The organism is Sphingobium agrisoli (genome assembly GCF_041877245.1).
Taxonomy (GTDB): domain Bacteria; phylum Pseudomonadota; class Alphaproteobacteria; order Sphingomonadales; family Sphingomonadaceae; genus Sphingobium.
The window spans coordinates 839501-852872 of record NZ_JBHDJI010000001.1 but is presented as its reverse complement, the minus strand read 5'-3'; the positions used below and the strand labels follow the sequence as shown (position 1 = coordinate 852872).

At 65.8% G+C, this 13372-nt stretch carries 15 protein-coding genes; 6 read left to right on the top strand and 9 right to left on the bottom strand.

All coding sequences use genetic code 11. The features are described from left to right. Positions 1-51: 51 nt before the first annotated feature. Genes mmsB through ACETPF_RS04045 form a run of 3 tightly spaced genes read right to left on the bottom strand, consistent with a single transcriptional unit; the run spans position 52 to position 3166 of the window. Positions 52-936, bottom strand: coding sequence for a 3-hydroxyisobutyrate dehydrogenase (gene mmsB / locus ACETPF_RS04055; protein WP_373932972.1), 885 nt, complete (start codon positions 934-936; stop codon positions 52-54). Between the two features lie 23 nt (positions 937-959). Beyond that, positions 960-2027 (bottom strand): enoyl-CoA hydratase/isomerase family protein, encoded by a 1068-nt coding sequence (locus ACETPF_RS04050; RefSeq protein ID WP_373932971.1) that lies wholly within the window; start codon positions 2025-2027, stop codon positions 960-962. After that, a complete protein-coding gene (locus tag ACETPF_RS04045) occupies positions 2024-3166 on the bottom strand; it encodes an acyl-CoA dehydrogenase family protein (RefSeq protein ID WP_373932970.1) in 1143 nt (380 codons plus the stop codon). The genes ACETPF_RS04050 and ACETPF_RS04045 overlap by 4 nt, the downstream gene beginning before the upstream one ends. A 133-nt stretch (positions 3167-3299) precedes the next feature. Between ACETPF_RS04045 and ACETPF_RS04040 the strand changes: the two genes are divergently transcribed. From ACETPF_RS04040 to ACETPF_RS04025, 4 genes are read left to right on the top strand one after another with little or no spacing between them, the layout of a single operon-like run. Further along, the gene (locus ACETPF_RS04040) at positions 3300-4202 is read left to right on the top strand and encodes a LysR family transcriptional regulator (protein WP_373932969.1); all 903 of its coding nucleotides are present in this window, start codon (positions 3300-3302) and stop codon (positions 4200-4202) included. Between the two features lie 38 nt (positions 4203-4240). Beyond that, on the top strand, positions 4241-4870 hold the full coding sequence (locus ACETPF_RS04035) for a class I SAM-dependent methyltransferase (protein WP_373932968.1): 630 nt from the start codon (positions 4241-4243) through the stop codon (positions 4868-4870). 59 nt (positions 4871-4929) lie between these two features. Next, a complete protein-coding gene (locus tag ACETPF_RS04030; RefSeq protein ID WP_373932967.1) occupies positions 4930-5862 on the top strand; it encodes an ABC transporter ATP-binding protein in 933 nt (310 codons plus the stop codon). Further along, the gene (locus ACETPF_RS04025) at positions 5859-6629 is read left to right on the top strand and encodes an ABC transporter permease (RefSeq protein ID WP_373932966.1); all 771 of its coding nucleotides are present in this window, start codon (positions 5859-5861) and stop codon (positions 6627-6629) included. The genes ACETPF_RS04030 and ACETPF_RS04025 overlap by 4 nt, the downstream gene beginning before the upstream one ends. A 4-nt stretch (positions 6630-6633) precedes the next feature. Here ACETPF_RS04025 and ACETPF_RS04020 read toward each other — a convergent pair whose 3' ends face one another. From ACETPF_RS04020 to ACETPF_RS04000, 5 genes are all read right to left on the bottom strand, one after another. Next, the gene (locus ACETPF_RS04020) at positions 6634-6954 is read right to left on the bottom strand and encodes a WYL domain-containing protein (RefSeq protein ID WP_373932965.1); all 321 of its coding nucleotides are present in this window, start codon (positions 6952-6954) and stop codon (positions 6634-6636) included. Positions 6955-7044: 90 nt separating this feature from the next. Further along, positions 7045-8355, bottom strand: a complete 1311-nt coding sequence (locus tag ACETPF_RS04015) for an MATE family efflux transporter (protein ID WP_373933070.1) — start codon at positions 8353-8355, stop codon at positions 7045-7047. A gap of 91 nt (positions 8356-8446) precedes the next feature. Further along, positions 8447-9376, bottom strand: a complete 930-nt coding sequence (locus tag ACETPF_RS04010) for a DUF808 domain-containing protein (RefSeq protein ID WP_373932964.1) — start codon at positions 9374-9376, stop codon at positions 8447-8449. Between the two features lie 79 nt (positions 9377-9455). Then, on the bottom strand, positions 9456-9683 hold the full coding sequence (locus ACETPF_RS04005; RefSeq protein ID WP_373932963.1) for a hypothetical protein: 228 nt from the start codon (positions 9681-9683) through the stop codon (positions 9456-9458). Beyond that, positions 9680-10012 carry a hypothetical protein gene (locus ACETPF_RS04000; protein WP_373932962.1) on the bottom strand — a complete coding sequence of 111 codons (333 nt, stop codon included), beginning with the start codon at positions 10010-10012 and terminating at the stop codon, positions 9680-9682. The genes ACETPF_RS04005 and ACETPF_RS04000 overlap by 4 nt, the downstream gene beginning before the upstream one ends. 119 nt (positions 10013-10131) lie before the next feature. Between ACETPF_RS04000 and ACETPF_RS03995 the strand changes: the two genes are divergently transcribed. Together ACETPF_RS03995 and ACETPF_RS03990 are read left to right on the top strand one after the other, a co-directional pair. Continuing rightward, a complete protein-coding gene (locus ACETPF_RS03995) occupies positions 10132-10443 on the top strand; it encodes a plasmid stabilization protein (RefSeq protein WP_373932961.1) in 312 nt (103 codons plus the stop codon). A gap of 108 nt (positions 10444-10551) precedes the next feature. Then, positions 10552-11082, top strand: coding sequence for a GNAT family N-acetyltransferase (locus ACETPF_RS03990; RefSeq protein WP_373932960.1), 531 nt, complete (start codon positions 10552-10554; stop codon positions 11080-11082). 6 nt (positions 11083-11088) lie between these two features. Here the strand turns inward: ACETPF_RS03990 and purL are convergent, their stop codons facing one another. Continuing rightward, positions 11089-13278: a phosphoribosylformylglycinamidine synthase subunit PurL gene (purL, locus tag ACETPF_RS03985; protein WP_373932959.1), complete on the bottom strand. Its 2190-nt coding sequence runs from the start codon at positions 13276-13278 to the stop codon at positions 11089-11091. Positions 13279-13372: the final 94 nt, after the last annotated feature.

Below are 13372 nucleotides of genomic sequence, written 5' to 3'. Positions count from 1 at the left end.
CAGTGCTCCTGCGAGAGCAGGAGCCCAGGGCGGCTGCGCGCGGCGTTCTGCCTACTTCCCCTCCAGCATCTCGATCATCAGCGAGAAATCGCGGCCAGCCTCGCCCCGGTTGGCGAGCAGCTGGTAAAGCGCCTCGGCGGCATTGCCCATCGGCACCGACGCACCGACCGACGCCGCCGCCTCGGTCGCGAGCTTCAGGTCTTTCAGCATCAGCCCGACAGCAAAGCCGCCCTGATAGCCGTTGTCGGCCGGAGTCTGCGGCCCCACGCCCGGCACCGGGCAATAGCTCGTCATCGACCAGCTCTGCCCCGACGATACGCTGCTGATATCGTAGAAGGTCTGCGGATCGAGCCCCAGCTTCTTCGCCATGGCGAAGGTTTCGCAGGTTGCGACCATCGTCGCACCCAGCAGCATGTTGTTGCAGATCTTCGCGCCCTGGCCGTTGCCCGCGCCGCCCGCATGGATCACCGCCTTCCCCATGGCCGACAGGATCGGCCTGGCCTTGGCGAAGGCCGCGTCCGTGCCGCCGACCATGAAGGTCAGCGTCCCGCCATTGGCCGCCGCAATCCCGCCGGACACCGGCGCGTCGACCATCTCGAAGCCTTTGGCGGTCGCCGCCTCGATCACCCGTCGCGCGGTCGCGACGTCGATGGTGGAGCAGTCCAGGAACAGCGCGCCAGTCTTGGTCGCGCCGAAAATCTCGGCGGTATAGACGCCCTCGACATGCTTGCCCGCCGGCAGCATCGTCACGACCGCATCTGCCCCGGTCGCGGCATCGGCGGCACTCGCCGCGCGGGTTGCGCCATGGCCCTCCGCCTTCGCCAGCGCCTCCTCCGACAGGTCGAACGCGCGCACGGCATAGCCGTTCTTCAGCAGGTTGGCGGCCATGCCCCCGCCCATGTTGCCCAGCCCGATGAAGGCGATCGTCTGCGTCATGCCGCTGTTCCTCTCTTATTCCGTCAGCCTTGTGCGCCGGTCGGCCGGGGCAGGGGCGTCCATTGCTTTTCCGGGGGCAGGGGGGCGAAGATCGCGTCGATCATCGCGTCGCTCACTTCCTCCAGCGTCGGCGGAGTCCAGCTCGGCGCATTGTCCTTGTCGAAGATGACGGCGCGTACCCCCTCGACGAAGTCGGGCCGCCGGATGACCGCGCAGGCGACGCCATATTCCATCGCCATATTGTCGGCGAAGTCGGTCTTGTTCCCGCCCTCGACCAGCTGGCGCAGCGCCACCTTGATCGTCTGCGGCGATTTGGTTGCGAGCACCGCCAGTTGCTTGGTCGCCCACTCGCCGCCGTCTGCCTTCAGCGCGGCGACGATCTCCTCGGCCTCGTCGGACGCGAACAGCCGGTCGATGTCGGCCCGCGCAGCTTCCAGCCTGGAAGGCGGCGGCGTCTCGGCATTCTCGTCCAATATCTCGGCCAGCCCGGTAGGATCGGCCATGATCCGCGCTTTCAGCGCATCCAGCTTGTCCGACGCAATATAGTGGGTCGCGATGCCGATCGCGACGCAATCTGCTCCGTCGATCCGAGATCCCGTCGCCGCCAGCCACGCGCCGACCCGTCCTGGTAGGCGCGGCAAAAACCATCCGCCGCCCACGTCCGGGAACAGGCCGATGCCGGTTTCTGGCATGGCGAAATTCGTCCGCTCGGTCGCGACGCGGAACCGTGCCGGCAGCGACAGGCCCACGCCCCCGCCCATGACGATCCCGTCGATAAAGGCGACGATAGGCTTGCCGTAGACGAACAGCAGATGGTTCATCCGATATTCGACATGGAAAAAGGCTTCCGCCTCGACGCAATCCGCCTTGGCGCTATTAGCGATCAGCGCGATGTCGCCCCCGGCGCAGAAGCCCCGGCCTTCGGCATGGTCGATCATTACCGCGACCACCGACGGGTCGTCCGCCCACGCCAGCAGCGCGTCGTTGATCGCCGCGCACATCTCCGGGGTCAGCGCATGGATCGCCTTGGGTCGGTTCAGCCGGATGCGGCCGACGCCATTCTCGATGAAGGTCAGAAGCTGGTCGGTCATTGCCGCAGCATGTCCCGCGCGATGATCATCCGCATGACCTGATTGGTCCCCTCCAGGATCGAATGAACACGCAGGTCGCGCCAGAAACGCTCGATCGGATAGTCCATGAGGTAGCCGTAGCCTCCGAACAGCTGGAGCGCGCGATCCACGACCGACGAACCCGTGTCGGTCGCAAGCCGCTTCGCCATCGCCGCAAAGCGCGTCTTGTCGGGCGCATTCTCTGTCACCTTGACCGCGGCGGCGTAGAGCAAAGTCCGCGCCGCCTCCAGTTCGGTCTGCATGTCGGCGAGCGTGAACTGCGTGTTCTGGAAATCGGCGATCGCCTGGCCGAACTGCTTTCGATCCTTGGTATAGGCCACCGCCTCGTCGATGCAGCGCTGCGCGCCGCCCAGCGAGCAGGCGCCGATATTGAGCCGGCCGCCGTCGAGGCCCATCATGGCGATGCGAAAGCCTTCGCCTTCGCCGCCGACCAGATTTTCGACCGGCACCCGCACGCCGTCGAAACTGACCTGCGCGGTCGGCTGCGAATGCCAGCCAAGCTTGCGCTCCTGCGCCCCGAAGCTGACGCCGGGCATGTCCTTTTCGATGACGAGGCAGCTGATTCCCTTCGGCCCGTCCTCGCCCGTGCGGACCATCACGACGTAGATTTCATTCTCGCCGCCGCCCGAAATGAACTGCTTGGACCCGGTGACGACATAATGATCGCCCTCGCGCACCGCTCGCGTCTTGAGCGCGGCGGCGTCCGATCCCGATCCTGCCTCGGTCAGGCAATAGCTGCCGATCCGCTCCATCGGCACCATGGAGGGCAGATATTTGTCCTTAAGCGCCTGGCTGCCGAAGCGATCGATCATCCACGACGCCATGTTGTGGATCGAAATGAAGGCGCTGGTCGACGGACAGCCATAGGCCATCGCCTCCATGATCAGCGCCGCCTCCAGCCGCCCGAGGCCGATGCCGCCCGATTCCTCCGACACATAGATGCCGCCGAAGCCCAGTTCCGCCGCCGCGCGGATCGTGTCGCGCGGGAAGATATGCTTCTCGTCCCACTCCGCCGCATGCGGGGTGATCGCGTCGGCGGTGAAGCGCTGCGCCATTTCCTGGATCGCGCGCTGGTCTTCGCTGAGGTCGAACTGGGTCATGCTCTCCTTCCGTCATGCCGCCTCTGGGTGGCGCCCGCATGATCTCCTGTCGCCATCCTTGTAGCAACCCGGCTCGATTGCCAGCAACGGCGAAGTTGTGCATGAACCTCCTGCAATTTTGCAGGGGCGATTGATGTTCGACTGGGACGATCTGCGCGTGTTCCTGGCGGTCGCCCGTATGCGGAAGGTCGCGCCGGCGGCGCGCACGCTGGGGATCGACGCGACAACCATCGCGCGGCGGCTGGCGCGGCTGGAAAAGGCGCTGGGCGCGGACCTGTTCGAGCCGGCGGCGGGAGAGCGCACGCTTACCGCGCGGGGGCAGGCGCTGATGCGCCATGCCGAAGGCGCGGAAAGCGCGGCGCTCGCTGGGATGGAGGAGGTTCAGGGCCGCGCGCAGCGTCTGACCGGGCAGGTGCGCCTCTCGGTCGCCGAAGGCTTCGGCACCTGGGTGCTCGCGCCCGGCATCGGCGATTTCAACCGTCGCCATCCCGGCATCCGGCTCGACCTCGTCACCGCGTCGGGCTTTCTCAATCCGTCCAACCGGGAAGCCGACATGGCGGTGATGCTGGCCCGGCCGCAGCGCGGGCGGCTGACGGTGCGGCGGCTGGGCGACTATCGCCTGCACCTCTATACGTCTCCCGCTTATCTGGAGCGGGTCGGGCGGCCCGGCAAGCCGGCGGACCTGCGCGACTGCACCCTGGTCGGCTATGTACCCGAATTCATCTTCTCCCCCGAACTCGACTATCTGGACGAGGTGGAGGCGGGGCTGGAGGCCAATTTGCGATCGACCAGCATCATCATGCAGCAGCGGATGATCGCGGAAGGGGCGGGGATCGGCGTGCTGCCCGATTTCATCGCCCGCCGCGATTCCGCGCTAATGCCGATCATGGCCGACCGGGTGGAGATCACGCGCAGCTTCTGGCTGGTCATGCATGGCGACCTGCGGCGGCTGGCTCGGATCGGCGCGGTGGCGCATTGGCTTCAGGAAAGGGTCGATACGCTAAAGTCAATCGACGCGGCCCATTCGCCCCGCTAAGGGGATGATGATGGAAACGGAGCGGTCGCATTTCGCCCATGCAGCATAGGCACAAGCGCAGCCGGGCGGTGGCCCTGCCCAATAGCGAGTTTCGCGCACGCGCGACCGAATATCTCGATTTCCTCGCCGCCTGGGTGAAGAAGCCGCGCCAGACCGCGTCGGTCGTGCCGTCGAGCCGCCATCTCGCCAAGCTGATGGTGCGCGACATCGATCCGCGCGACAGCCGTGTGCTGGAACTGGGCGGGGGCACCGGCGTCTTCACCCGCGCCATCCTGGAAACCGGCCTGCCGCCCGAGAAGCTGGAGGTGGTGGAGATCAACCCCGCCTTCGCGCGCGGCTTGCGCCGCCATTTCCCCGCCGTTTCCGTGCTTGAAACGCCGGCGCAGATCGTTTCGACCGCCACCGCCGGCGAGCCGGGCGACTATCAGACAGTGGTGAGCGGGCTGCCGCTGCTGGCAATGGAACGCCACGTCCATGCCGACATCTTGTCCGAAGCCTTCCGCATGTTGAAGCCGGGCGGCCGCTTCGTCCAGTTCACCTATTCGATGCGCCCGCCCGTCAACCGCGATATCCTCGACGCGCTCGACCTTGAGGTCGAACGGCTCGGCCAGACCGTCCGCAACTTCCCGCCCGCGACCGTCTTTCGTTTCTTTCGCAAGGGCGAATAGCTTGTCTTGAGGGCAGTGCGCCCTATCTTGGCGTCTCCAAACCGGGGGCAAAGCCATCCATGGCATCCATCATCCAAGTCACCGGCCTGACGAAACGCTATGCGTCGGGCTTCGAGGCGCTGAAAGGCGTCGATCTTGCCATTCAGGAAGGTGAGATTTTCGCGCTGCTCGGCCCCAATGGCGCGGGCAAGACGACGATGATCTCGATCATCTGCGGCATCGCCCGGCCCACCGGCGGCAGCGTGACGGTCGCGGGGCACGACATCCTGCGCGACTATCGCGGCGCGCGCTCCGCCATCGGGCTCGTCCCCCAGGAACTCAGCACCGATCAGTTCGAGCGCGTGATCGACACCGTGACCTTCAGCCGTGGCCTCTTCGGCAAGCCGCGCAACGACGCCTATGTCGAGAAAGTCCTGCGCGACCTTTCGCTCTGGGACAAGCGCCACAACAAGATCCTCGAACTGTCGGGCGGCATGAAGCGGCGCGTGATGATCGCAAAGGCGCTTTCCCACGAACCGCGCGTCCTCTTCCTGGACGAACCGACCGCCGGCGTGGACGTGGAGTTGCGCCGCGACATGTGGAAGCTGATCGGTGAGCTGCGCCAAACCGGCGTCACCATCATCCTCACCACCCACTATATCGAGGAGGCGGAGGAGATGGCCGACCGCGTCGGCGTCATCACCAAGGGCGAACTGCTGCTGGTCGAGGAAAAGACCGCGCTCATGAAGAAGCTGGGCAAAAAGACCCTGACGATCGTGCTGGCCGACCCGATCCAGACCATCCCCGACGCGCTGGCCGAATGGAATGTCACCCTCCACGCCGATGGTAACGAGATCGAATATATCTTTGACACGCAGGCGGAGCGCACCGGCGTGTCCTCGCTGCTGCGGCGGCTGGGCGACCTTGGAATCGGCTACAAGGATCTGAATACGCGCCAGAGCAGCCTTGAGGACATATTCGTCAGCCTCGTCCATCAGGAGAAGGCCGCATGAGCCTCCAGAATCTGCGCGCCATCGCCGCCATCTACACGTTCGAGCTGCATCGGTTCCGCCGCACGCTGCTGACCGGCTTGCTGGTTCCGGTCATCACCACGTCGCTCTATTTTGTGGTTTTCGGCGGCGCGATCGGATCGCGCATGACGGAGATTGACGGCATCCCCTATGCCGCCTTCATCGTGCCCGGCCTCATCATGATGTCGATGTTCACCGAAAGCATCTTCAACGCCAGCTTCGGCATCTACATGCCCAAATTCACCGGCACCATCTATGAACTCCTGTCCGCGCCCGTGTCTGCCACCGAAACGATCATCGCCTATGTCGGAGCGGCGGCGACCAAGTCGCTGATCGTGGGCAGCATCATCTTTGCGACCGCGCATCTCTTCGTCGATGTGCCGGTGGCGCACCCGGTCGCGATGGCGGCGTTCATGGTGCTGATCGCGGTCAGCTTCTGCCTCTTCGGCTTCATCCTCGGCATCTGGGCGCAAAGCTTCGAGCAATTGCAGGTCATCCCGCTGCTGCTCATCATGCCGATGACCTTCCTGGGCGGCGCTTTCTATTCGGTCCACATGCTGGCCGAGCCGTGGCGCACCATCACGCTGTTCAACCCGATCGTCTATCTGATCTCCGGCTTCCGCTGGACATTCTTCGGGCAGGGCGACGTGGCGATCGAATATAGCCTGCTGTTCGTCGCCGGGATGCTGGCCGTCTGCCTCGGCGTCATAGGCTGGATGTTCAGAACGGGATATCGGCTCAAGAAATAGCCGATCAGGCCGCCGCGCTCTCCGGCGCGATGGCGAACAGCGTCACGCCCTTATATTTGTCGTCGCCTTCATTATAGAGGCCGTACATGCCGTCGAACGCTTCATCCAAGACCTGAAGGTCGGAAAGCCCGGCCACCTTGAACGTGCCGAGCTTCAGTTCGCGCGGAGGCCGCCCGTCGCGGTCGGTGGTGACCGCATCGACATACATCTCGTCATGGCGGGTGTAGAGGATGTGCGGTGCCAGCGTGACCACCATCTTGTTGTAGGTCACCTTGAGGCTCTTCTGAAGCGCGATGGCTTGCAAAATCTCGGTCGGGGCTTGCATGATCGCCTTTCCCTGACCGATTTGCGTGATTCTTTCAATTGCTTTGTGCGCCGCACCATGTCGCCGCCGTGCACTCGGCGGACGAGCCGTTCAGCCCGGCAGCAGCCCCAGCCGCGCGCGCAGGCTCCAGCGGATGACCAGCAAAATCGCCACCGCGCCCAGGCCGCTTGCCAGCCCTAGCCAGATGCCAAGGCCCTCCATCCCCAGCGGAAAGGCCAGCAGCGTGCCGACACCGATCCCCACCAGCCAATAGCCGACCAGCGCGAAGATCATCGGCACCGTTGTGTCCTGCACCCCGCGCAGCACCCCCGCGCCGACCGCTTGCGCCGCATCGGCCAGCTGGAACAGCGCGGCCACGCCCAGGAAGCTGACCGCCAAGGCGGCCGTGCGCGCATTGGCGGGATCATGAAGGTCTAGGAAGGCGCCGATCAGCATCCGGGGCGCGAGCACCAGCAGCGCTGCGGCACAGAGCGCAAAGCCCGTCCCGATCATCAGCGCCAGCCACCCTGCGCGCCCGATCGCCGCCCGGTCGCCCCGGCCATAGGCAATGCCGACCCGCACCGTCGCGGCCTGCCCAACACCCATCGGCACCATGAAGACGAGCGCGGCGATCTGGATCGCCACCGCATGCGCCGCCAGCGAATCGCGGCCGATCAGCCCCATCAGGAAAGCCGAGGCGTTGAACACTGTCGTCTCGAACCCCAGCGTCACCGCGATCGGCAGGCCCAATGCCCACACCTGCCGCTGCCGTTCCCGATCGCGGGTCCAGAATCGGCCCATTAGCCGGTAACGGCGAAAGCGCCTGTCGGTCAGTATGACGGCCAGCAATCCGAGAAACAGGAAGCCGGACGACAGGCTGCTCGCCAGCCCGGCACCAAACAGGCCCAGTTCCGGCAGCCCCAGATGACCGAAGATCAGCGCCCAGCCAGCGAGGACGTTGCACGGGATCGCCGCCAGCATGATGACGAGGCCCCAGACCGGCCGCTCCAGCGCCGCGATAAAGTTGCGAAGCGTGGTGAAGCCCAGGAAGGGCAGCAGCGCCCATTGCAGCCCGTGCATCAGCTCGCCCGCGCCACGCGCCAGATCGGCGTCCTGTCCCATCGCGCGAAGGATCGCTTCGGCCTGGTAGAGGATGACCCAGGCCGGCAGCACGAAGAAGAGCGCCGCGCGTAGAGTCTGGTGGACGGTGCGGCGCACGTCGCGCACGCTGTGCCGCCTGCGGCCGCGTTCGCTTGCGATCAGCGGGGCCGCGGCGGTGACAAGGCCCATGCCGAAGATCAGGAAGGCATGGAACAGGTTGATAGCGAGCGCACCCGCCGCGACGCTCTGCGCGCCCCGCCGCCCGAGCAGCAGCAGGTCGCTGGCCGCGATGGCTGACCAGGCGATGTTGCCCGCGATCATCGGCAGCGCCAGCGCGATCAGCGCACCGGCCTCGATCCGCCAGGGGGACGGGTGGGTCACGTCAATGCCAGTCCGACAAAATGCGCGTTGCTCAATGCTTTTTCGACGGCACCAGATGCAGCGCCCCGACGACGATCCCGCCGACCACCAGCCCGACGATCGCCGCGCCCGTTGCATTGACCAGCCAGTCGAGCAGTCCGCCGATCGCAGGCACGGCATGGGCAGCGCCCTGCGCGACATGATGGATCGCGCCGGGGATCAGATCCCAATGGAACTCGTGCAGCCCGTGAACGATCAGCCCGCCGCCGACCCACAGCATCGCCGCCGTGCCGACCACACTCAGCACCGACATCAGCGCCGGCATCGCCTGCACGAGCATGCAACCCAGCGTGCGCGTCGCCGGCTTTTTAGCGAGATGCAGGCCGATGTCGTCCATCTTCACGATGAACCCCACCACGCCATAGACTCCCGCCGTGATGAGCAGCGCGACGACGACCAAGACCACCGCCTGTTCCCAGATCGGCTTATCCGCGACGGTGCCGAGCGCAATCGCCATGATTTCGCCGGACAGGATGAAATCGGTGCGGATCGCGCCCGACACCTTCTGCTTCTCCAACTCGGCGGAGCTCAGCGTAGCGGCGGCTTCGGCAGCCTCGTCATGCCCGCCCTGAAGCGCCTCGATGATCTTCTCGACTGCCTCGAAGCACAGGAACGCCCCGCCCAGCATCAGCAGCGGCGGCAGCAGCCAAGGGGCGAGCGCGCTCAACAGCAGGGCGGCCGGCAGCAGGAACAGCAACTTGTTGCGGAGCGATCCCTTGCCGATCTTCCAGATGATCGGCAGTTCGCGCTCCGGGCTCAACCCCATGACATAATTGGGGGTGACGGCGGTGTCGTCGATCACCACGCCTGCGGCTTTCGACCCGGCCTTGCCCGCCGCGCCCGCGACATCGTCCAGCGAAGACGCCGCCAATTTGGCGATGCCCGCCACATCGTCGAGCAGCGCGATCAGACCTGAAGGCATAGAATTTCCCCTGTTGCGGGCAGACCGGCCCTCGGGCCCGCCTCATAGAGGGGGCGCGGCGAGCGAGCAATGGACCCGCTCAGTAATTGCCGGGTGGGTCGCTCGCCGGAAAGCTCTCGTCGCTCTGCTCGTCGACGACGTCCCAGTCGGTGTCGCCCGTTTGCGGCCCGGCGTCGCGGACGATGCCTGAAGAACCGGCCGGCCCGCGATCGTCCTGCGGCTCGGGCGATCCCATCCAGTCGCGCCAGCCCTTGACCGCGAAATAGCCAAGTCCGCTCACCACCGCCAATTTCAACAGCCCCTTCATCGACGTTCCTCCTGCCCTTTGCGAATATGCACCCAATCGGCGCGGTCATGACCGATCGCGTCGGGGGAAAGGCGCATGTCGCCCTCTTCGTCCGCGCCACCCGGCGTGCCCGGCTCGGCGGCAGCCTGCGGTACGGACCAGCGCTCGCGCAGCGCGGCGTCGATCATTCGCTCCCAAACGCCCTGATCGCCGACCGCACGCATGGCGGCATCACTATCCTTGACGATCGCGAGGATGCTCGCGGCTGCATCGACCCGCTCGGGCCATTGGTCCGGCATGTTGCCCGCCAGGTGACGGGCAAGCCGCTCGATCAGACTGCGTTCTTCCATGCCCCCCGAACGCGAGGGACAGGCCGCTGTTCCCCAGGGTCGTAACGATGACGCACCGATATGAACATAAGGTAGCATCAGGGGTTGGTCAGAGCGGGCGGGCGAGAAGGAGAGACGCCATGCCGCAGGGCGACAAGAGCAGCTACACCGACAAGCAGAAGCGCAAGGCCGCGCATATCGAGGAGGGCTATGAAGCGCGCGGCGTGTCTGAAAGTGAAGCCGAGCGACGTGCCTGGGCAACGGTGAACAAGGAATCGGGCGGCGGGAACAAGTCCGGCTCGGGTCGCGGCAAGCCCGATACCCATGTCTCTTCACGCAAGGGCGGCCGCAAAGGCGGCGCGGCCTCCGCGAACCGCCCCGCAGCGGATCGCTCGGCCGCCGCGAAGAAAGGCTGGGAAACCCGCCGCAAACGCGCGCACGGTTCGGCGTGATACAAGTCCGTGCTCCGGCGAAAGCCGGAGCCCAGTGCCGCACTGCGAACGGCTCAATGCGGTCGCACCTCATTGTGCGAGCATGGAAGGCGTGGCATCTCCCGTTCCATGACCGCCGCACCCCTTATCCGTCCCGCGACACTACAAGACGTGGCACCCCTCGCAGCGCTCAAGCTCGCCGCCTTTCGCGAAACCTTCCTCGACGGCTTCGGCGTGCCCTATCCGCCCGCCGACCTGGCGCGCTTCGAAGCGGAAAGCTACGGCGAAAAGCGCGTAGCGGCTGAACTCGCCGACCCATCCCATATGACCTGGGTGGCGGAAGCCGATGACCGCCTGCTCGCCTACGCGCATGTCGGTCCCTGCAAGCTGCCCCATGCCGAAGCGAGCGCCGCGCAGGGCGAACTTTACCAGCTTTACGCGCTTAACGCCGCGCAGGGCCAGGGCGTAGGCCGCGCGCTCATGGACGCGGCGCTAGCGTGGCTGGCCGATGCCTATCCCGGCCCGGTCTGGCTTGGTGTCTGGTCCGGCAATGCGCGCGCACAGGCGGTCTATGCCAAGCGCGGCTTTGAGAAGGTCGGCGAATATGGTTTCCCGGTCGGCGACTGGACCGATCATGAGTATATCTACCGCCGGCCCTGAGGGACGTTAGAGCGCGCTACCCATCAATGCGGGGAAAAAGCCCTCATGCGCGGCGCGCAGGTCGACTAGCGGCACGCCGGCGACGGCATCGCCGCCCACCGTACCGATCCGCGCCGCGCCCGGCACGTCGATACCCTGCGCCGTCGTGACGATGTAGCGACCCTGATCCTCGCCGAACGCGCTCGCGATCGTGAAGGAGGTCGTCACCTCGGCGCCGATGTCGCCCGCCAGCGCCATCTCCGCCAGAGTGACCAGCAGACCACCGTCCGAAATGTCATGAACCGCCGTCGCCTTGCCTTCGGCGACCAGCGACCGGACGAGATCGGCATTGGCGCGCTCGGCCGCCAGATCCACCTTGGGTGCATCGCCCGCCTCACGCCCGGCAATCTCGCGCAGCCAGATCGACTGGCCGAGATGTGTGCCTTTGCCGCCGATCAGCCAGATCGCATCGCCTTCATTCTTGAACGCGACCGTCGCCATCACATCCACATCCGCCAGCAACCCGATGCCGCCGATCGCCGGGGTCGGCAGGATCGCCGAGCCGCCGCCCGTCGCCTTGCTCTCATTATAGAGGCTGACGTTGCCCGACACGATCGGGAAGTCGAGCGCACGGCATGCGTCGCCCATGCCATCGAGGCAGCCGGTCAGCTGCGCCATAATCTCGGGCCGTTGCGGATTGGCGAAGTTCAGGCAGTTGGTAACGGCGAGAGGCGTTGCGCCGACCGCGCTCAGGTTGCGATAGCATTCGGCAATCGCCTGCTTGCCGCCCTCATAGGGGTCGGCATAGCAATAGCGCGGCGTGCAGTCGGTGCTGATCGCGATGCCCTTGCGCGTGTCATGGACGCGCACCACCGCCGCGTCGCCGCCGGGGCGCTGCACCGTGTCCGCGCCGACCATATGGTCGTACTGCTCCCAGATCCACCGCCGGCTGGCGATGTCGGGCGAGGCCATCAGCTTAAGCAAATCCGCGCCCACATCCGCGCTTTGGGGAATATCGCCCAGCGGCTCGACCTTGGCCCAAACCTTGTAATCCTCGCGCGACAGCGACGGCCGGTCATAGAGCGGCGCGTCGTCCGCCAATGGAGCGAGCGGAATGTCGCAGACGATCTCGCCCTTATGCTCCAGCACCATCCGGCCGGTATCGGTGACATGCCCGATGACCGCGAAGTCCAGCTCCCATTTGCGGAAGATCGCCTCGGCGAAGCCTTCCTTGCCGGGCTGGAGCACCATCAGCATCCGCTCCTGGCTTTCCGACAGCATCATCTCATAGGCGGTCATGCCGGTCTCGCGCTGCGGCACGTCGTCCATCTTGAGGTGAATGCCGACGCCGCCCTTGGACGCCATCTCGACGCTGGAGGAGGTGAGGCCCGCCGCGCCCATATCCTGAATGGCGACGATCGCGTCGGACGCCATCAGTTCCAGGCACGCCTCGATCAGCAGCTTCTCGGTGAAGGGGTCGCCCACCTGCACGGTCGGGCGCTTGGCGTCGGCGTCGTCGCCGAAATCGGCCGAGGCCATGGTCGCGCCATGGATGCCGTCGCGGCCGGTCTTGGACCCCACATAGACGATCGGGTTGCCGACGCCGGATGCGGCCGAATAAAAGATCTTGTCGGTGTCCGCGACGCCCACCGTCATGGCGTTGACCAGGATGTTGCCGTCATAAGCGGGGTGAAAGTTGACCTCGCCCCCCACAGTAGGCACGCCCACGCAATTGCCGTAGCCGCCGATGCCATGGACCACGCCGCTGATGAGATGCTTCATCTTCGGATGATCGGGCCGGCCGAAGCGCAGCGCGTTCATGTTCGCGATCGGCCGCGCGCCCATGGTGAACACGTCGCGCAAAATGCCGCCCACGCCCGTCGCCGCGCCCTGATAGGGTTCGATATAGGACGGGTGGTTGTGGCTCTCCATCTTGAAGATGGCCGCCTGCCCGTCGCCGATGTCGACAACCCCTGCGTTTTCGCCGGGGCCACAGATGACTTGCGGGCCAGTGGTCGGCAGTTTCTTGAGGTGGATCCGGCTCGACTTGTAGCTGCAATGCTCCGACCACATGACGGAGAAGATGCCGAGTTCCGTGAGGTTCGGCTCTCGCCCCAGCGCGTTCAATACGCGGTCATATTCTTCCGGGGAAAGGCCGTGTTCGGCGACGATTTCCGGGGTGATGGCCTGGGTCTTTTGGGGCGCGGAGCTGGACATGCCCGCGCCTTTAGCGGCGGCGGGCGGTAAGGGCAATGGCGCGATGCGGTACGGCGTCCGCCGAAGCAACCTCTGCGCCCAAGAAAAAGGCCGG